The following is a 16,963-nucleotide window of genomic DNA, read 5'->3' as shown; positions in this document are numbered from 1 at the left end:
GTCCGGCTGTGTCGCTCAGGGTTTCACGGCCACCGCGCCGTACTGCGGCACCACCGCGGCCGCGTCGTCGTCGGCGCGCCAGCGGGAGCAGGACACCAGGCCCGGCTCCAGCAGGTGGAGGCCGTCGAAGAACGCGGCGATCTCCGTGCCGGCGCGGGCGGTGATCGGCGGGGTGGCGTTCTCGTTCCAGAACTTCATCGCCGGGATCTGGCCCTCGCCGCCCACCTCGGGGTCGTGGGTCGGGTGGGTCAGGACCAGGTAGCTGCCCGAGGGGACCTCGGCCATGATGTTCCGGACGATGTCCCGGGCCGCCTCCACGTCCAGGACGAAGTTCAGGATGCCCAGCATCATCACCGCGACCGGACGGGTGAAGTCCAGCGTCCCCGCGGCCCGTTCGAGGATCGCGGCGGGGTCGTGGACATCGGCGTCGATGTAGTCGGTGGCGCCCTCGGAGGTCCCGGTCAGCAGGGTGCGGGCGTGCGCCAGCACGATCGGGTCGTTGTCGACGTACACGATCCGCGAGTCCGGCGCCGCACGCTGGGCTATCTCGTGGGTGTTGTCGGCCGTCGGCAGGCCGGTGCCGATGTCCAGGAACTGCCGCACCCCGCGCTCCTCGGCCAGGAACCGTACCGCCCGCCCCAGGAACCAGCGGTCCGCGCGGGCGATGTCCCGGATGAGCGGGAACATCCCGGCGACGTGCTCGCCGACCTGCTGGTCGACCTCGTAGTTGTCCTTGCCGCCGATCCAGTAGTTCCACACCCGCGCGTTGTGCGCCACGCTGGTGTCCAGCCGTGTGCCGCCCACGTCGTTCGCCCTTTCTCGCGCCGTACCGTCCGTCCGTCATTCTGCCGCCGGATGATCAACGCTGTCCCGGGATTCGGAAGGTCCCCCGGTAGGGTGAATTTCCGGCCGCCCCCGTACAGGAAGCAGACATGCCCTACTCGCACGCCCCCGAACTGACCGCTGCCGAGCTCCCGGCCGGCCCTGCCGACATCCGGCTGGTCGTCACCGACATGGACGGCACGCTGCTCGACGACGACAAGCGGATCCCCGAGGGGCTGTGGGAGACGCTGGCGCGGCTGCGGGAGCGCGGGGTGCTGTTCAGTCCGGCGAGCGGACGTCAGTACGCGACGCTGGCGGCGGAGTTCGCCGAGGTCGCCGACGGGATGGTGTTCATCGCGGAGAACGGCAGTCATGTGGTGCGCGACGGGCGGGAACTGAGTTCCGATCCGCTGGAGCCGGGCGTCGTCGCGCGGGTGGTCGAGGCCGTACGGCGGTGCGCGGCCGGCGGGGTCGACCTCGGCGCCGTCGTCTGCGGAAAGCGGTCCGCGTACGTCGAGCGGGCCGACGAGGCCTTCCTGGCCGAGGTGGAGAGGTACTACCTGCGGTGCGCGGTCGTCGAGGACCTCACCGCCGTCGACGACGACGTCATCAAGGTCGCCCTCTTCGACTTCGGCTCGGCCGAGAAGACCACCATCCCGGCGCTCGCGCCCTTCGCGGACACCCATCAGGTCGTGGTCTCCGGCGAGCACTGGGTCGACGTCATGAACCGCACCGCCAGCAAGGGCGCCGCCCTGCGCCGGCTCCAGCGGGAGCTGGGCATCACGCCCGCGCAGACCATGGTGTTCGGCGACTACCTCAACGACCTGGAGATGCTGGACGCCGCCGACTGGTCGTTCGCCATGGCCAACGCCCACCCGGAGGTCGTCCGCCGGGCCCGCCACCTCGCCCCCTCCAACAACGACAACGGAGTGCTGCGCACCATCGCCCGCGTGCTGGGCCTCTGAGGCTCGGTTCCCGGGCTGCGTGTGCCCGTGACGGTGTGCGGCGCGAGCGCCGGGCCGCGGTTCCTCGACCGTTCGGCCGACCACACCGTACCCTCCGTATGTGACCGAACCGGCCGTCGTCGCCCGCCTCACCCGGGAGATCACCTCGGACCTGAAGCCGGGTGACCTGGAGGACTTCTACCGGGATCTGCACCGCCACCCCGAGCTCTCCTTCCGGGAGCACCGCACCGCGGCGAAGCTCGCCGGGCGGCTGCGGGCCGCCGGGTACGAGGTGACGGAGGGCGTCGCCCGCACCGGCGTGGTCGGGGTACTCGCCAACGGCGACGGGCCCGTGGTGTGGCTGCGCGGCGACATGGACGCGCTGCCCGTACCCGAGGCGACCGGCCTGCCGTACACCTCCACCGTCGACGGTGTGATGCACGCCTGCGGCCACGACCTGCACGTCACCTGGCTCGCGGCCGCCGCCGGCATGCTGGCAGCAGCCCGCGACACCTGGTCCGGGACGCTCGTCGTGGTCGGGCAGCCCGCCGAGGAGTTCGGCGGCGGTGCGGCCGCGATGGTCGCGGACGGCGTCCACGAGCGCTTTCCGCGCCCCGACGTGCTGTTCGGGCAGCATGTCGCGCCGGGGCTCGCCGGGTTCTTCCCGCACACCCCCGGGCTGACCCTGTCCGCCTCCGACGACATCGACGTCGTCGTGCACGGCGTGGGCGGGCACGGTTCGCGGCCGGAGTCGACGGTCGACCCGGTCGTCACGGCCGCGTACATCGTCACCCGGCTGCAGACAGTCGTCTCCCGGGAGGTCGCGGCGGGCGAGTGGGCGGTGCTGACGGTGGGGCGGTTCCACGCCGGCACACAGTCCAACATCATCCCCGCCGAGGCACGGCTCTCGCTGAACGTGCGCACCCGGGACACCCGGGTGCGCGAGCGCGTCCTCACCGCGATCCGGCGTGTGGTCGAGGGGGAGTGCGCCGCCGCGGGCTGCCCGGTGCCGCCCGGGGTCACGGTCGTCGCCGGGTGCCCGAGCACCGTCAACGACCCTGTCCTGGACGACGAGATCGCCGCCGTGCACCGCGAACTCTTCGGTGAGCACACGGTGTTCGACTTCGGGCAGGTGATGGGCAGCGAGGACTTCTCGCTCCTCGCGCCCGCGGGGGTGCCGTACGACTACTGGTACGTGACCTCGACCCCGGCCGCCGTGTGGGAGGCGGCGCCGGGGGAGGAGCCGGCGGAGAAGTTCGCCCACGTACCGGGAAACCACAGCCCGTTGTTCGCGCCGGACCCTTCGGTACTGGTGCCGGGGGTGCGGACGCTGGTGTCGGCCGCTCTGTCGCGGCTCGGTGCGCTCAGGGCTTGAGCGGGTCGTGGCCGATCGTCATCAGCCGGTGCCGACGGCCGGTGTCCTCGGCCTCGGGCTCGTTCTCCAGGTCGGCCTGCGCGGTGACCGTGTCGACGACCCGGTACATCACCTGGATGTCGTCGTCGGTCAGGTCGGTGCGCCGTTTCTGCAGGATCGCCAGGACGTGCTGCCCGGTCGGGGTCCCCGCCTCCTCGGGCAGCGGCTCCGCGTTCTCGTCGGCGTCCCGCACCCGCAGCCAGGCGGCCAGCTCCTGCGATGTCATGTTCACCACGCGGTGGAAGTCCTCCCACAGCGCGTCGAGTTCGAGGGCGTCGGTCATGGTGTGCCCCTTTCCTGACGGGTCGTCGGAGATCAGTTGTCGCGCGGCCAGTTCTCCGCCTCGAACATCCACCGCTGCTTCTCCAGCTCGGCGGTGATGCCGATCAGCAGGTCCTGGGTGACCGGGTCCGGCTCGGCGGTCGCCGTGATCCGCTCGCGCAGCCGGCCGATCGCCGTGCCCAGCGCCTCGGCGACCACCTGGACGACCTCCTCGTCCTTCAGCCAGCCGTCCTTCGGACCGGGCAGCGTGAACGCCGAGGCGATCGTCTCCGGCCGTCCGTCCGGCGGCAGACCGAGCGCGGCGGCGCGCTCGGCGACCGTGTCGGCGTACGAACGGGCCGTCGAGACCACCTCGTCGAGCTGGAGGTGGATGGAACGGAACCGCGGGCCCACGATGTTCCAGTGCGCCTGCTTCCCGACCAGGGAGAGCCCGAGAAGATCCACCAGGGTGTTCTGCAACGCGTCGAAGGTGACCTGGCGGGCCGGTTCCGGAAGCGGGCTCTTCACGACGGTCATACCGTGCTCCTCCTCGTGGGGTCCTGTCTGGCGGTACGGAGCAGTTCCGCGCGTTCCCCCTCCCCCGTTCCGCCCCACACGCCCGAGGTCTGGCCGCTGCCGAGCGCGAAGGCCAGGCAGTCGGTTGTCACCGGGCAGCGGGCGCAGACGCGCTTCGCGTCCGCGACGTCCCGCAGGGCCGGTCCGGTCGTGCCCACGGGGAAGAACAGTTCGGGGTCCTCGCCCACGCAGGCGGCACTGCGCAACCACTCCATGACGGCGCGGGTGCCCAGGGCCGACCGGTGCAAACGGTCGATTGTCAGCGGCTGAGCACCCGGTCCAGGAAGTGCGTCACATCCGCGAAGACCTCCGCCCTGTTCGTCTCGTTGAACACCTCGTGCCGCGCCCCGGCGTAGCGCCGCTCGGTCAGCACACCCCCGCTGAGCCGCTCGACTCCGACCCGGCTGCCGGGCAGCGGGACCAGCCGGTCGTCGTCGCCGTGCAGCCACAGCAGCGGCAGCGGGCCGACGTTCCCGCCCCGGGCGACCGTCTCCAGGGTCCGTACGAACGCCTCCAGCGTCGGCCGTTTCATCGGCCCGTGCCAGACCAGGGGATCCGCCGCGTACGCCGTCCCGACCGCCGGGTCGCGGGAAAGGGCGGCGGGGCTGACGGGGACGTCGGGGATCTCGTCGTACGCCAGCAGCCGTCCCGGCAGCTCCCAGACGCCGATGACCGGCCCGGACAGCACGAGCGCGGCGAGAGCGTGGCCGTACCGCTGGGCGTACCGGGCCGCGATCAGACCACCCGTCGAGTGCCCGATCATGACCAGCGGGAGGGCCGGGTGCGCCGCCCGGGCGAGCTCCGCCACGGCGTGCACATCGGTGACCACGTCCTCGAAGTCCTCGATCCGCACCCGCTCACCGGCCGACCTGCCGTGCCCCATGTGGTCGGGAGCGAACACCGCGGCGCCGTGCCCGGTGAGCACGCCCGCCAGTTCCTCGTAGCGGCCCGCGTGCTCGCCGTAGCCGTGCACCACGAGGGCGACGTAACGAGCCGCTCCGTTCGACCACTCGCGGGCCGCGATCGCGCCTCGCGTACCGGCGAGGACGTGCTCGGCCATGGCTCCTCCAGCTGCGTCGATGCAAGGTTTCGAGGATCTTCCCCAGGAGGCCGGGCCCAGGTCCATCCTCCTGAACGGAGCAGTGCTTCGGCTCCCCCTTCCGCCCCTGTGGACCACTCGTTCACAGTAAGTGCGCACTCCTGTTCCCACCGCCTGTCGCATACGCCTCTGAGCTGGGACTTTCCTGTGGCGATGGCCTCCTGGCAGTTCCGTCGGCGAGGAGCGCACAGGACGGCTGGAGTTGCCGCCGATGATCCTTCGGGGCCTTTTGGACACGGGGACATCCCCACCACCTTCCTCATTCGCACACGAAGAAAGGCGCGGAATGCCATCTCTCAAGAGCCTCGGGTCCGCTGTCGCGTCGGCTGCGGTCCTGGCTTCCCTGGCCGTGGCCGTCGCCCCGGAAGCCGCAGCGGCCACGACCCCGCAGATCGCCAAGTCCGTCGTCCGGGAGTCCAAGGCGCTGACCTGTGCCGAACTGAGCGCACAGCTCTCCACCCAGCTGCAGGCCGCCCAGACGGCGCTGGCCGCCACCACGCCCGACGTCGTCACGGCCCAGACGTCCATCACCGCCGCCCAGGCCACGGTCGCGCAGCTCCAGGCTCAGATGTGTCTCCCGACCGGGCCCACGGTACCCCCGATCTGTGTGACTCTCGCTCTCCAGCTGAAGCAGAACCTGCTGGCCCTGACCACCGCGCTGACGACCTTCCCGATCAACCAGACCCAGGTCGGTCTGGCGTTGAACGCGGTGCTCACCACCGCTGCCGCACTCCAGGCCAACGCCTGCACGACCACCACCACCTGACCGAGGGCGCATCGGCGCATGCCGACTCGACGTGTCGTCCGGCAGTGCCGGTGACCCGCTGAACGGGACCTCGCCGTCCGGCGGTGTGGCCTTGGGTCCGGTGGTTCCTCTCCGTCGGACCCAACGCCGTGTTCAGCGCGAGGGGGCGGACGGACCGGCGCACGCCCCGCACGCCCCGGACGGCCACGGTCCGCGCCGGCCACGACGCCCGCGGCGCGGGCGCTCGCCGGCCAGCGGCCACCAGGCGAGACGCTCCTTACGCCGCCGGGTAGGTGCGCATAGCATCTGTGCCCGGCATGAACACGATGACACTGTGGCACCTCACCGGCTGGGAGTTCGCCGCCCTCGCCCTGGCGGCCCTCCTGGTCGGCTTCTCCAAGACGGCCGTCAGCGGAGCCAACACGGTCAGCCTCGCGATCTTCGCCGCGGTCCTGCCCGCCCGCGCCTCCACCGGCGTGCTGCTGCCGCTGCTGATCGTCGGGGACGTCTTCGCCGTCCTCACCTACCGTCGGCACGCCCACTGGCCCACCCTGTGGCGGCTGTTCCCGGCGGTCGCGGCCGGGGTGGTGCTCGGCACCGTCTTCCTGATGTGGGCCGACGACGGGTCCGTGCGTACGTCGATCGGCGCGATCCTGCTGCTGATGGCGGGCATCACGGTGTGGCGGCGCCGCACGGGAGAGGCGGCCGACGACCCCGACGCCGTCGTCACCCGCGCGGGCCGCGTCAAGGCCCGCTCCTACGGCGTCCTCGGCGGCTTCACCACGATGGTCGCCAACGCCGGCGGCCCGGTGATGTCGATGTACCTGCTCTCGGCGGGCTTCCGCAAACTCGGCTTCCTGGGGACATCCGCCTTCTTCTTCCTCATCGTCAACCTCTCGAAGATCCCGTTCAGCGTCGGCCTCGGCCTCATCGACGGCCGCTCGCTGCTCCTTGACGCGGCCCTCGCCGTGCTCGTCCTCCCCGGCGCGCTGCTCGGCAGATGGGCGGTGCACCGCATCAACCAGCGGCTGTTCGAGCAGCTGGTCATCGCGGCGACGGTGGTGGGCGGCCTGCAACTGCTGTTCCGTTAGTCCTCGGAGAGTCCCAGGAGGTTCGGAAGGTCGGCGAAGGAGTCGATGACGTGGTCCGGGGTGCCGGTCGCCGTCCGGTGCGTCTCCGGCAGGTACTTCCCCGTCCTCACCAGCACCCCGGTGATCCCGGCCCGCTGGGCCGCCAGGACGTCGGACTCGATGTCGTCGCCCACCATCAGCGCCTCCTCCGCGCCGACGCCGAGCCGCGCGAGGGCCGCCGCGAAGAACGCCGGCGACGGCTTCCCGGTGACCTCCGCCTCCACCCGCGCGGCCGCTTCCAGCCCCGTCACGAACGCGCCGGAGTCCAGCCGCAGCCCGTCGTCCGTACGCCAGTACAGGTTCCGGTGCATCGCCACCAGCCGCGCCCCCCGCTGGAGGTGCCCGAAGGCCCGGTCCAGCGCGGCGTACCCGAACTCGGGGCCCGCGCCGCCCACGACCACCACCTCCACGTCGTCCTCGGCGAGCGTGACACCGGCCAGGTCCTCCGCGATGTCCCCGCTGTTCAGCAGCGCGCACCTCGCCCCCGGGTAGTGCTCGGCGAGATGCGCGGCGGTCACGGCGGGAGCGGTGAGGATGTCGTCGGCGGTCACCGGGAACCCTCCGTCGGCCAGGATCCCGGCGATCGAGGCGCGGGTCCGCGAGGTCGTGTTGGTCACCAGGGCGACTCCCAGCCCCGCCTCCCGGACCGCCCGCAGCGCCTCGACGGTGCCCGGCAGCGGCTTCCAGGAGACGGTGAGGACCCCGTCGATGTCGATGAGCAGGGCACGCACTGCGTCCATACGGGGACGATAGCGCCGACGTCGGCCGCCCGCCGGGGTGATCATGGGGGTGCCTAGACTGGCGGGCATGGCGGGCAGGGCGGTGCGCGGAAGCCGGCACGACGGTTCCAGGGGGAAGTCCGTATGAGCCGGCACGTCCTCGTGCTCGGTGGCACCACCGAGGCGCGTGAACTGGCCGCCGCCCTGGCGGCCCGGCCCGGCGTCCGGGTGACCTCCTCGCTCGCGGGGCACGTGTCGCGGCCGGGGGCGCTCGAAGGAGACGTACGGATCGGCGGGTTCGGCGGGGCGCCGGGGCTCGCCGACTGGCTGCGCGAGCAGGCCGTGGACGCCCTGGTCGACGCCACTCATCCGTTCGCCGCGGGCATCACCGCGAACGCGGCCGACGCCGCGACGGCCACCGGGCTGCCGTTGGTGGTGCTGCGCCGGCCGGGCTGGCTGCCGGGGGCGGGGGACCGCTGGCACGCGGTCGCGTCACTGGAGGCGGCGGCGGACCTGCTGCCGGGCCTCGGCCGGCGGGTGTTCCTGACGACAGGCCGTCTGGGCCTGGCCGCCTTCGCGCACGTGGAGGGAGTCCACTTCGTCGTACGGTCCGTGGAGCCGCCCGCGCCGCCGATGCCGCCGGACGTCCGTCTGCTGCCGGCGCGCGGTCCCTTCACCCTCGCCGACGAGCTGGCACTGCTGCGCGAGCACCGCCTCGACCTGGTGGTGACCAAGGACAGCGGGGGAGTTGCCACCTCCGCGAAACTGGCGGCCGCCCGGGAACTGGGCCTGCCCGTCGTGCTCGTACGCCGGCCTCCGCTGCCGGCGGACGTCACGGTGGAGGCGGATGTGGCGGGGGTGTTGCGATGGTTGGGGTTCGGGCTGCCGTGACCGTGAGCTCGTGACCGAGAGCTGGGGTACGGGGTGCCGCGGGGCGTGGAATCCTCCGGTCCCGGGGCTACCGCTCCTCGGGGTTGCGGCGGAGCAGGTACGTGTCCATGATCCAGCCCTTGCGCTCGCGCGCCTCGGCGCGCAGCCGCTCGATGCGGGGGCCGGCCTCGGCGATCGGACCGGAGACGAGGATCTCGTCCGGGGTGCCTATGTAGGCGCCCCAGTAGATGTCGACGTCGTCGTCGGCGTACCGCCGGAACGTCTGGTGGGCGTCCAGCATCACCACCACGTCGTCCACCCCCTCCGGGAAGCCCTCGGCGAGCCGCCGCCCGGTGGTGATCTGCACCGGCCGCGCCACCCGGTTCAGGCCCGTGCGGTGCCGGGCGACGAGTGCCGAGACACTGCTGATCCCGGGAATGACGTCGTGCTCGAAGGCCACGGCGCCCCGCGCCAGCACCTCCTCCAGAATCCCCAGCGTGCTGTCGTACAGCGCCGGATCGCCCCAGACGAGGAACGCGCCGCTCTCGTCCTCGCCGAGCTCCTCGGTGATCAGTTGCTCGTAGATGTCCGCGCGGGCGCTGCGCCAGTCGCCGACCGCGGGGGAGTAGGCCGCGCCGCCGGCCCGGCGGTCGCGCTCCGGATCGCGCGCCTCGACCACCCGGTAGCCACCCTGCGGTATGTGCGTCTCCAGCATGTCCCGGCGCAACCGGGTCAGGTCGCTCTTCACCTCGCCCTTGTCCAGGACGAAGAACACGTCCGTGCTCCGCAGCGCCCGCACGGCCTGCAGGGTGAGCTGGTCGGGGTCGCCCGCGCCGATACCGATGACATGAATCTTTCGCACGCCCCGAGTCTGCCGTACGCCACTGACAGTGACCGGGGCGGGTGTCAGCGGAGCCGGGGCGCGTGCCCTTCCGCGTCCACGGCCGTGCCGCTTTGCTCCACCTCGTGCGCCAGCCCGCGCGCCCAGTCGGCCAGTCCGGCGAGATCCATGCCGTACGGACGCGCCCGCCCCTCGCGCGCCGCCCACTCCTGAACGGCCCCGGCACCGCGCCGCAGCAGCCGCGGGCCGCCCGTCAGGTTGCCCCGGGCCGCGTGCGTGAGGCCCACCGCCAGCTGGGCGAGCCCGCGCCACAGGGCGCGCTCCGCTGCGGGACCGGTCTTCCAGGCGTCCTCGAAGACCTCGTGCGCATGGAACGGCTTCCCGGCGGCCAGCAGTGCCTGCGCCTCGGCGACGGTCTCCTCCGGAGTCCGTACGACCCCCTCCGGCTGCCGCTCCACCCCGGCCGCCCCGTAGGGCAGCGGCCGTCCCAGCCCGTCCCGGGGCCGGGCACTGCGCGCCCGCCCCTCGCGGTCCCGGTCCCGCGCCCCGACGGATCCACCGCCGCCCGCGCCGCCGCCGCTCCCTGGCCTGCCCGTGCTGTCGAAACGCTCCATACGGCGATTGTCCCGCGCCGGGGTCCCCTTCGGTGCGGCGCCCGGCGTGGGGTAAAGTGCTGTTCGCGCGATCACGCGGAACTCCGCGGCGGTCAGGCACCGGGACGTGGCGCAGCTTGGTAGCGCACTTGACTGGGGGTCAAGGGGTCGCAGGTTCAAATCCTGTCGTCCCGACTGGAAGTTCATTCATAGTCGCAGGTCGGAGCCCTGCTTCACTTCGGTGGGGCAGGGCTCTCGATCGTTTTCCGGACCGTTGTCCGCAAGCGCGAGACCGTCGCGGCGGGGGAACCGGTCGCCCAGGGCACGGTCGAACTGCCCGCCACGAGGACATCCTGGCGGCCGTGGACGCGGAGCTGACGGAGGACCAGCGGGCCCGGCCGGACTCCACCCACTGATGACCCGGGAGTAACCGGGAAGGCTACGCTGGGATCATGCCCGCCACCCGCCGTACCGCCCGACAGGCGGACCTGCTGGAACGACTCGTCGCGCTGCTCACGGCGGAGGGGTTCTCGGACCTCACGCTCGACGACCTCGCCGAGCGGCTGCGCTGCTCGAAGACCACGCTCTACCAACTCGCCCGCAGCAAGCAGGGGCTGGTCGTCGAGGCGGCCAAGCACTACTTCCGCGGGGCGACGGAGGCCGTCGAGAAGCGGGTGGCGCAGACCGTGGACCCCTCGGACCGCGTCCGGGTGTACCTCACCACCGTGGCCGAACAGCTGCGCCCGCTCTCGCGCCGGTTCCTCGACGACGTGGCGGACTTCCCGCCCGCCCGCGAGGTGTACGAGGCCAACACGCGGATGGCCGCGGAGCGGGTGCGGCAGCTGATCGCCGAGGGGGTCTCCGGCGGCGCCTTCCGGGACGTGCACACCGCGTTCGTCGGTGAGGTCGCCGCCGCGACCATGCGCCAGATCCAGCAGGGCGAACTGAAGGCGCGCACCGGGCTGACCGACGCGGAGGCGTACGAGCAGCTCGCCTCGCTGATCGTGCACGCCGTCTCGTCCTGATTCCTCGCTGACGTCCAGGCCGCTGGGAGTGCCACGTCACACCTTCTTGCCGTACTGTGAATGATACGTTCGTACGCACCTCAGTATCATTCCCAGTACTCCTACGTGGAGGTCACCATGCCTGCCACTCGCGCCCTGCCGACCGAGGAGGCCGTGGAGCTCATCCAGCTCACGCGCACCCTCGCAGCCAAGGAACTCGCACCCCGGGTCGCCGAGGCGGAGGCGGACGGGGCGTTCCCCCGGGACGCCTTCCGCACCCTCGGCCGCAGCGGCCTGCTCGGCCTGCCGTTCCCCGAGGAGTACGGCGGGGCGGGGCAGCCGTACGAGGTCTACCTCCAGGTGCTGGAGGAGGTCGCCGCGGTCTGGTCGAGCGTCGCCGTCGGCATCTCCGTGCACGCCCTGTCCTGCTTCCCGCTGGCCCGCTTCGGCACCGAGGAGCAGCGGCGCAGGTGGCTGCCGGACATGCTCGGCGGTGAGCTGCTCGGCGCGTACTGCCTGTCCGAGCCGCACGCCGGCTCCGACCCGGCCGCCATGCTGACCCGCGCGGTCCGCGACGGCGACACGTACGTGCTGAACGGCGCCAAGGCCTGGACCACCCACGGCGGGTACGCCGACTTCTACACGGTCATGGCCCGCACCTCCGAGGACCGCAGTCACGGCATCTCCTGCTTCCTGGTCCCGGCGGACACCCCGGGGCTCAGCGCCGACCCGCCGGAGCGGAAGATGGGGCTGACCGGCTCGGCCACGGCCACCATGCGTCTGGACGACGTGCGGGTGCCCGTCGAGCGGCGGATCGGGGAGGAGGGGCAGGGGCTGAAGATCGCGCTCGCCTCCCTCGACTGCGGCCGTCTCGGCATCGCCGCCGTCGCCACCGGTCTCGCCCAGGGCGCCCTCGACCACGCGGTGCGCTACGCCCGTGAGCGGGAGACCTTCGGCAAGCCGATCATCGAGCACCAGGGGCTGGCGTTCGTCCTGGCCGACATGGGCGCCGCGATCGAGTCGGCGAGGGCCACCGCGCTGTCCGCCGCGCGGCTGAAGGACCTTGGTCTGCCCTTCACCCGGGAGGCGTCGATCGCCAAACTGGTGGCCACGGACAACGCCATGAAGGTGACCACGGACGCCGTGCAGGTCCTCGGCGGCTACGGGTACACCCGCGACTTCCCCGTCGAGCGCTACATGCGCGAGGCCAAGGTCATGCAGATCTTCGAAGGAACCAACCAGATCCAGCGCATGATCATCTCGCGTGCGCTGGACCGGAACGAGGGCGGTGTGCTCACCGCCCTCGGCAAGGAGTGATGATGCAGCTCGCCCACACCGCCGCCCTCGTCACCGGCGGGGCGTCCGGCCTCGGCGCGGCCACCGCGAAGGCCCTCGCCGACCGCGGCGCGAAGGTCTTCGCCCTCGACCTCAAGGACGGCGTCGACAAGGCGCCCGAGGTCGACGGCGTCACCTACGTCCCCACCGATGTCACCGACCCCGAGCAGGTCCGCGCCGCCGTCGCCACCGCCGCGGGTTCCGGCGTCCCGCTGCGCACGGTCGTCAACTGCGCCGGCATCGGCCCGTCCGCGCGGATCCTCGGCAAGAAGGGCGTCCACGACCTCGGCCTGTACGCGAAGATCATCCAGGTCAACCTGATCGGCACCTTCAACGTGCTGGCACTCGCCTCCGAGGCCATCGCCCAGACCGAGGCCGACGAGCACGGCCAGCGGGGCGTGATCGTCAACACCGCGTCGATCGCCGCGTACGACGGCCAGATCGGCCAGGCCGCCTACTCCTCCTCCAAGGGCGGTGTCGTGGGCCTGACCCTGCCCGCCGCCCGTGACCTGGCGCAGTACGGCATCCGGGTGTGCACCATCGCCCCGGGCATCGTGGAGACGCCGATGCTGGCCACCGTGTCCGAGGAGTTCCGCGCCGGCCTCGCGGCGGGCGTGCCCTTCCCGCACCGGCTCGCCCGGCCGGAGGAGTACGCCGAGCTCGCCCTGATGATCGTCGACCACGACTACCTCAACGGCGAGACCATCCGCATGGACGGCGCCCTGCGGATGGCCCCCCGTTAGTGCCTACGCCCTGACCAGCAGCTGGAAGTCGAACGCGTACCGGGACGCGCGGTAGATGTGCGTCCCGTACTCGACCGGCCGCCCGGTGTCGTCGTACGCCGTGCGCTGCATGGTCAGCAGGGCCGCGCCCTCCTGCTCCGCGAGGAGCGCGGCCTCCTCGGCGGTGGCCGAGCGGGCGCCGATGGTCTGGCGTGCGCTGTGCAGGATGATGCCGCTCGTGCGCATCAGGTGGTACAGGCCGGTCGCCTCCAGCCGCTCGGTGTCGAGGTCCAGCAGGGCCGGGGGCAGGTGGTTGCTCAGGAACGCCACCGGTTGGCCGTGCGCCGAGCGCAACCGCTCCAGGAGCGTGACCTCGGCACCCTCGGCGATCCCCAGGGCGGCCGCCACGTCCGCGGTCGCGGGGACGCGTTCGTTGCGCAGGACGTGGGTGGTGGGTCCCTGTCCGGCCGCCTCCAGGTCGTCGTAGAGGCTGCTGAGCTCCAGCGGCCGCTTCACCTGGCTGTGCACGACCTGCGTGCCGACTCCGCGGCGGCGCACCAGCAGGCCCTTGTCGACCAGTGACTGGATCGCCTGGCGGACCGTGGGGCGGGACAGCCCGAGGCGGGTCGACAGGTCGATCTCGTTGCCGAGGAGGTTTCCCGGGGCGAGCGACCCGTGCTCGATCGCCGACTCCAGCTGCTGGGCCAGCTGGTAGTAGAGCGGCACCGGGCTCGAACGGTCGAGCGCGAAGTGCAGCGCGTCCAGCGCCGAACCGGTGGCCGTCCGGGTGCGCTCACCGGTCTTCGCCATCGGGGGCACCTCCTGTGTCGGCCGCGTAGCGGATCGTCCGTTCCAGTTCCCAGCCCGACAGCAGCCCGTGCACGAGTCGCCCGCCGAACGCCTCTCCCGCCCCACCCGGCAGCACGGCGCTGGTGCCGTCGCGGTGTACGGCGAGAACATCCCCGTCCCCCGGCGCGACGACCGCGAGCTCCGCCCCGGCGGCGAGCAGCTCCTGGGCGCAGGCCCGGGGTTCGCGTACGCCCATGGCGAGCGCGCAGTCGTCCGGGGTGCCGACGGCGACCGTCGCGTGGCGCAGCACCTCGGCGTAGTAGGGCCGGGCCCCCTCGGGCTGGGGCCAGAGCGTGGGCTGCCAGTCCAGGCCGAACACCGTGACGGCCGCCCGGCCGCGCGCCTTGAGGGCGGCGAGGGTGGCCGAGCGGTCGGGTTCCCCGCTCAGCCCGCTGCCGGTGAACCAGAAGACCCGGGCCGCGCGGATCGCGAAGAAGTCCAGGTCCTCCGTTCGGGTCACCACGGCGGCGGAGCGGCCCAGACGAGCGGCGGCGACCGCCACGCCCGCGGCGGCACCGTCGGAGAACCTCCCCAACTCATCCACGCGTGCGAGGGGTACACCCGCGTTCGAGGGGTAGAGATCGACCCCGGTGCGACCCATCGTGATCAGGTCCAGGGGCTGGGCTGACTCGGCCATGCGCGACACTCCTCACGGTGGTCGGGGGGCCTGGCGTCTCCCAGGTGTAGGTCCCAGTGGCCTCCGCTGTCAATGGTTTGTTCTTACATTCGGACCTGTTCGTGAAATGATGTCTTAACAAAGTATTGACAGGGGGCGCGCCAAGGGATTGGATCCCGTCCCAGCAGCGCATGAGCCGAGTCCGCACAAACCGAACAGTCGCGGACCCGGCCCCATGGCCCCACCCTGAGCAGTAACGGGCCCCGGATCCTCGAGATCGCCCCCCCTTCCCCGTCGTTTCCCCCGTCGCACAGTGAGGTGCAGGAAAGATGGACAGCTCTTCGCCCCGCTCCCGCAGAATCGCCCCGGTCGTGGCCATGGCCGCGGCGGTGGCCCTGACCCTCGCAGGCTGCTCCAGCAGCTCCGGCGGCAAGAAGGCCGAGGAGAGCGCCGGCGGCGCCTCCGCGGGCAAGGCGAGCACCCCGCAGATGACGGTGGCGCTGGTGACCCACCAGTCGCCCGGTGACACCTTCTGGGACATCGTCCGCAAGGGTGCCGAGGCCGCCGCGGCCAAGGACAACGTCAAGCTCGTCTACTCCGCCGACCCGAACGCGGGCAACCAGGCCACGCTGGTCCAGAACGCGATCGACCAGAAGGTCGACGGCATCGCGATCACCCTCGCCAAGCCGGACGCCCTCAAGGACGTCGTGGCCAAGGCGAAGTCCGCGAACATACCCGTGGTCGGCCTCAACTCCGGTGTGAGCGAATGGAAGAACCTCGGCCTGATGGAGTTCTTCGGTCAGGACGAGACCGTCGCCGGTGAGGCGCTCGGCAAGCGGCTGAACGACGCCGGAGCCAAGAAGGCCGTCTGTGTCATCCAGGAGCAGGGCAACATCGGCCTCACCCAGCGCTGTGCCGGTGTGAAGAAGACCTTCTCGGGCACGACGGAGACCCTGTACGTCAACGGCACGGACATGCCGTCGGTGAAGTCGACGATCACCGCCAAGCTCAGCCAGGACAAGTCCATCGACTACGTGGTCACGCTCGGAGCGCCCTTCGCCCTGACCGCCGTTCAGTCGGTGTCCGACGCCGGCAGCAAGGCGAAGATCGCCACCTTCGACCTGAACAAGGACCTGACCGGAGCCATCAGCAAGGGCACGATCCAGTTCGCCGTCGACCAGCAGCCCTACCTCCAGGGCTACCTGGCGATCGACTCCCTGTGGCTCTACAAGAACAACGGCAACTACATGGGTGGCGGTGAGCAGCCGGTGCTGACCGGACCGGCCTTCGTCGACAAGACCAACGTCGACGCGGTCGCCGCGTTCGCCGCCAAGGGAACCCGGTGATGAGCATGACCCAGCACGCCGAGCCGGCGGTGAAGACACCGCCGGCCCCCGGCCCCCATCAGACCGACGGCCGGACCGCTCAACGCCCGCTGGCCCTGCGCCTGTTGGCCCGCCCCGAGGTGGGTGTCTTCCTCGGCGCCGTCGCCGTGTACGTGTTCTTCCTCGCCGCGGCCCCGCCGGTGCGCGAGGCCAGTTCGATGGCGAACATCCTCTACCAGTCGTCCACCATCGGGATCATGGCGCTGCCCGTGGCCCTGCTGATGATCGGCGGCGAGTTCGACCTGTCCGCCGGTGTCGCGGTGATCACCTCGGCGCTCACCGCGAGCATGCTCAGCTACCAACTCACCATGAACGTCTGGGTGGGTGTGGTCGTCGCGCTCCTGGTGTCGCTGGGGATCGGCTTCTTCAACGGCTGGATGGTCGTCAAAACCGGGCTGCCCAGCTTCCTGATCACGCTGGGCACCTTCCTGATGCTGCAGGGCGTCAACCTCGCGGTCACCAAGCTGGTCACCACCAACGTGGCCACGGACGACATCAGCGACATGGACGGCTTCGGCCAGGCGAAGAAGATCTTCGCCTCGTCCTTCGACATCGGCGGCGTCCAGGTGAAGATCACGATCTTCTACTGGCTGGCCTTCGCGGCCCTGGCCACCTGGATCCTGCTGCGGACCAGGTACGGCAACTGGATCTTCGCCGTGGGCGGCAACAAGGAGAGCGCACGGGCCGTCGGCGTGCCCGTGACCTTCACGAAGATCTCGCTGTTCATGCTGGTCGGCTTCGGCGCCTGGTTCGTCGGCATGCACCAGCTGTTCACCTTCAACACCGTGCAGTCGGGCGAGGGCGTCGGCCAGGAGCTGATCTACATCTCCGCGGCCGTCATCGGCGGCTGTCTGCTGACCGGCGGGGCCGGCTCCGCGATCGGTCCGGTCTTCGGCGCGTTCATGTTCGGCATGGTGCAGCAGGGCATCGTCTACGCCGGCTGGAACCCCGACTGGTTCAAGGCCTTCCTCGGCGTGATGCTCCTCGGCGCCGTCCTGATCAATCTGTGGGTCAGCCGTACGGCGACCCGGAGGTGAC

At 71.5% G+C, this 16,963-nt stretch carries 20 protein-coding genes and 1 tRNA gene; 11 read left to right on the top strand and 10 right to left on the bottom strand.

Annotation, left to right across the window (positions count from 1 at the left end):
* Positions 1–15 precede the first annotated feature (15 nt).
* Complete coding sequence (locus tag ACIBVL_RS09055; protein WP_399094240.1) at positions 16–804, bottom strand: SAM-dependent methyltransferase; 789 nt, start codon at positions 802–804, stop codon at positions 16–18.
* Between the two features lie 128 nt (positions 805–932).
* On the opposite strand from ACIBVL_RS09055, the gene ACIBVL_RS09050 reads away from it, so the two are divergent.
* Positions 933–1,787 carry a Cof-type HAD-IIB family hydrolase gene (locus tag ACIBVL_RS09050; protein WP_399094237.1) on the top strand — a complete coding sequence of 285 codons (855 nt, stop codon included), beginning with the start codon at positions 933–935 and terminating at the stop codon, positions 1,785–1,787.
* A gap of 100 nt (positions 1,788–1,887) precedes the next feature.
* Positions 1,888–3,141 carry an amidohydrolase gene (locus ACIBVL_RS09045; protein ID WP_399094234.1) on the top strand — a complete coding sequence of 418 codons (1,254 nt, stop codon included), beginning with the start codon at positions 1,888–1,890 and terminating at the stop codon, positions 3,139–3,141.
* Here the strand turns inward: ACIBVL_RS09045 and ACIBVL_RS09040 are convergent.
* From ACIBVL_RS09040 to ACIBVL_RS09025, 4 genes are read right to left on the bottom strand one after another with little or no spacing between them, the layout of a single operon-like run.
* Complete coding sequence (locus ACIBVL_RS09040) at positions 3,131–3,463, bottom strand: DUF3140 domain-containing protein (protein ID WP_399094231.1); 333 nt, start codon at positions 3,461–3,463, stop codon at positions 3,131–3,133. The genes ACIBVL_RS09045 and ACIBVL_RS09040 overlap by 11 nt on opposite strands.
* A gap of 32 nt (positions 3,464–3,495) precedes the next feature.
* Entirely contained in the window at positions 3,496–3,978 is a 483-nt protein-coding gene (locus ACIBVL_RS09035) for a Dps family protein (protein WP_399094228.1), read from the bottom strand.
* Positions 3,975–4,265: a WhiB family transcriptional regulator gene (locus ACIBVL_RS09030; protein ID WP_399094225.1), complete on the bottom strand. Its 291-nt coding sequence runs from the start codon at positions 4,263–4,265 to the stop codon at positions 3,975–3,977. The genes ACIBVL_RS09035 and ACIBVL_RS09030 overlap by 4 nt, the downstream gene beginning before the upstream one ends.
* Before the next feature lie 11 nt (positions 4,266–4,276).
* Positions 4,277–5,077 carry a lysophospholipase gene (locus tag ACIBVL_RS09025; protein WP_399094222.1) on the bottom strand — a complete coding sequence of 267 codons (801 nt, stop codon included), beginning with the start codon at positions 5,075–5,077 and terminating at the stop codon, positions 4,277–4,279.
* A 325-nt stretch (positions 5,078–5,402) separates the two neighbouring features.
* On the opposite strand from ACIBVL_RS09025, the gene ACIBVL_RS09020 reads away from it, so the two are divergent.
* Positions 5,403–5,882 carry a hypothetical protein gene (locus ACIBVL_RS09020; protein ID WP_399094219.1) on the top strand — a complete coding sequence of 160 codons (480 nt, stop codon included), beginning with the start codon at positions 5,403–5,405 and terminating at the stop codon, positions 5,880–5,882.
* A 296-nt stretch (positions 5,883–6,178) separates the two neighbouring features.
* Positions 6,179–6,952, top strand: coding sequence for a sulfite exporter TauE/SafE family protein (locus ACIBVL_RS09015; RefSeq protein ID WP_399094216.1), 774 nt, complete (start codon positions 6,179–6,181; stop codon positions 6,950–6,952).
* Here ACIBVL_RS09015 and ACIBVL_RS09010 read toward each other — a convergent pair.
* Positions 6,949–7,731, bottom strand: a complete 783-nt coding sequence (locus tag ACIBVL_RS09010; RefSeq protein ID WP_399094213.1) for an HAD-IIA family hydrolase — start codon at positions 7,729–7,731, stop codon at positions 6,949–6,951. The two genes, ACIBVL_RS09015 and ACIBVL_RS09010, sit on opposite strands and share 4 nt — an antisense overlap.
* A gap of 123 nt (positions 7,732–7,854) precedes the next feature.
* On the opposite strand from ACIBVL_RS09010, the gene ACIBVL_RS09005 reads away from it, so the two are divergent.
* On the top strand, positions 7,855–8,601 hold the full coding sequence (locus ACIBVL_RS09005) for a cobalt-precorrin-6A reductase (protein WP_399094210.1): 747 nt from the start codon (positions 7,855–7,857) through the stop codon (positions 8,599–8,601).
* Positions 8,602–8,668: 67 nt separating this feature from the next.
* On the opposite strand, the gene cobF is transcribed toward ACIBVL_RS09005, so the two are convergent.
* Together cobF and ACIBVL_RS08995 are read right to left on the bottom strand one after the other, a co-directional pair.
* The gene (gene cobF, locus ACIBVL_RS09000) at positions 8,669–9,442 is read right to left on the bottom strand and encodes a precorrin-6A synthase (deacetylating) (protein WP_399094207.1); all 774 of its coding nucleotides are present in this window, start codon (positions 9,440–9,442) and stop codon (positions 8,669–8,671) included.
* Positions 9,443–9,486: 44 nt separating this feature from the next.
* Positions 9,487–10,035, bottom strand: coding sequence for a DUF309 domain-containing protein (locus ACIBVL_RS08995; protein WP_399094204.1), 549 nt, complete (start codon positions 10,033–10,035; stop codon positions 9,487–9,489).
* A 100-nt stretch (positions 10,036–10,135) separates the two neighbouring features.
* On the opposite strand from ACIBVL_RS08995, the gene ACIBVL_RS08990 reads away from it, so the two are divergent.
* The 4 genes from ACIBVL_RS08990 (at position 10,136) to ACIBVL_RS08975 (ending at position 13,096) form a co-directional block, all read left to right on the top strand.
* Positions 10,136–10,209 (top strand) — tRNA-Pro (locus ACIBVL_RS08990).
* A gap of 257 nt (positions 10,210–10,466) precedes the next feature.
* Entirely contained in the window at positions 10,467–11,039 is a 573-nt protein-coding gene (locus ACIBVL_RS08985; RefSeq protein WP_399094201.1) for a TetR/AcrR family transcriptional regulator, read from the top strand.
* Positions 11,040–11,156: 117 nt separating this feature from the next.
* A complete protein-coding gene (locus tag ACIBVL_RS08980; RefSeq protein ID WP_399094198.1) occupies positions 11,157–12,335 on the top strand; it encodes an acyl-CoA dehydrogenase family protein in 1,179 nt (392 codons plus the stop codon).
* A 2-nt stretch (positions 12,336–12,337) separates the two neighbouring features.
* Complete coding sequence (locus ACIBVL_RS08975; RefSeq protein WP_399094195.1) at positions 12,338–13,096, top strand: SDR family NAD(P)-dependent oxidoreductase; 759 nt, start codon at positions 12,338–12,340, stop codon at positions 13,094–13,096.
* A gap of 3 nt (positions 13,097–13,099) precedes the next feature.
* Here the strand turns inward: ACIBVL_RS08975 and ACIBVL_RS08970 are convergent, their stop codons facing one another.
* Together ACIBVL_RS08970 and ACIBVL_RS08965 are read right to left on the bottom strand one after the other, a co-directional pair.
* Positions 13,100–13,885, bottom strand: coding sequence for a GntR family transcriptional regulator (locus tag ACIBVL_RS08970; RefSeq protein WP_399094192.1), 786 nt, complete (start codon positions 13,883–13,885; stop codon positions 13,100–13,102).
* Complete coding sequence (locus ACIBVL_RS08965; protein ID WP_399094189.1) at positions 13,869–14,561, bottom strand: PfkB family carbohydrate kinase; 693 nt, start codon at positions 14,559–14,561, stop codon at positions 13,869–13,871. Before ACIBVL_RS08965 ends, ACIBVL_RS08970 begins: the two co-directional genes overlap by 17 nt.
* A 308-nt stretch (positions 14,562–14,869) precedes the next feature.
* Here ACIBVL_RS08965 and ACIBVL_RS08960 point away from each other — a divergent pair, with 308 nt between their 5' ends.
* Together ACIBVL_RS08960 and ACIBVL_RS08955 are read left to right on the top strand one after the other, a co-directional pair.
* Entirely contained in the window at positions 14,870–15,886 is a 1,017-nt protein-coding gene (locus ACIBVL_RS08960; protein ID WP_399094186.1) for a sugar ABC transporter substrate-binding protein, read from the top strand.
* Positions 15,886–16,962 carry an ABC transporter permease gene (locus tag ACIBVL_RS08955; RefSeq protein WP_399094183.1) on the top strand — a complete coding sequence of 359 codons (1,077 nt, stop codon included), beginning with the start codon at positions 15,886–15,888 and terminating at the stop codon, positions 16,960–16,962. Before ACIBVL_RS08960 ends, ACIBVL_RS08955 begins: the two co-directional genes overlap by 1 nt.
* Position 16,963 lies beyond the last annotated feature (1 nt).

Origin of the sequence: Streptomyces sp. NPDC049687, assembly GCF_044465285.1 — a bacterium.
Classification (GTDB): domain Bacteria; phylum Actinomycetota; class Actinomycetes; order Streptomycetales; family Streptomycetaceae; genus Streptomyces.
Note: the sequence above shows the minus strand (reverse complement) of the source record. Positions and strands in the feature narration are given on the sequence as shown.

Coding starts and splice junctions, on each gene's coding strand:
- ACIBVL_RS09005 (WP_399094210.1), top strand. CDS start 7,855: ATGAGCCGGCACGTCCTCGTGCTCGGTGGCACCACCGAGGCGCGTGAA.
- ACIBVL_RS08985 (WP_399094201.1), top strand. CDS start 10,467: ATGCCCGCCACCCGCCGTACCGCCCGACAGGCGGACCTGCTGGAACGA.
- ACIBVL_RS09015 (WP_399094216.1), top strand. CDS start 6,179: ATGAACACGATGACACTGTGGCACCTCACCGGCTGGGAGTTCGCCGCC.
- ACIBVL_RS09020 (WP_399094219.1), top strand. CDS start 5,403: ATGCCATCTCTCAAGAGCCTCGGGTCCGCTGTCGCGTCGGCTGCGGTC.
- ACIBVL_RS08975 (WP_399094195.1), top strand. CDS start 12,338: ATGCAGCTCGCCCACACCGCCGCCCTCGTCACCGGCGGGGCGTCCGGC.
- ACIBVL_RS08980 (WP_399094198.1), top strand. CDS start 11,157: ATGCCTGCCACTCGCGCCCTGCCGACCGAGGAGGCCGTGGAGCTCATC.
- ACIBVL_RS08970 (WP_399094192.1), bottom strand. CDS start 13,885: ATGGCGAAGACCGGTGAGCGCACCCGGACGGCCACCGGTTCGGCGCTG.
- ACIBVL_RS08965 (WP_399094189.1), bottom strand. CDS start 14,561: ATGGCCGAGTCAGCCCAGCCCCTGGACCTGATCACGATGGGTCGCACC.
- ACIBVL_RS09025 (WP_399094222.1), bottom strand. CDS start 5,077: ATGGCCGAGCACGTCCTCGCCGGTACGCGAGGCGCGATCGCGGCCCGC.
- ACIBVL_RS09050 (WP_399094237.1), top strand. CDS start 933: ATGCCCTACTCGCACGCCCCCGAACTGACCGCTGCCGAGCTCCCGGCC.
- ACIBVL_RS09035 (WP_399094228.1), bottom strand. CDS start 3,978: ATGACCGTCGTGAAGAGCCCGCTTCCGGAACCGGCCCGCCAGGTCACC.
- ACIBVL_RS08955 (WP_399094183.1), top strand. CDS start 15,886: ATGAGCATGACCCAGCACGCCGAGCCGGCGGTGAAGACACCGCCGGCC.
- ACIBVL_RS09040 (WP_399094231.1), bottom strand. CDS start 3,463: ATGACCGACGCCCTCGAACTCGACGCGCTGTGGGAGGACTTCCACCGC.
- ACIBVL_RS08995 (WP_399094204.1), bottom strand. CDS start 10,035: ATGGAGCGTTTCGACAGCACGGGCAGGCCAGGGAGCGGCGGCGGCGCG.
- ACIBVL_RS09010 (WP_399094213.1), bottom strand. CDS start 7,731: ATGGACGCAGTGCGTGCCCTGCTCATCGACATCGACGGGGTCCTCACC.
- ACIBVL_RS08960 (WP_399094186.1), top strand. CDS start 14,870: ATGGACAGCTCTTCGCCCCGCTCCCGCAGAATCGCCCCGGTCGTGGCC.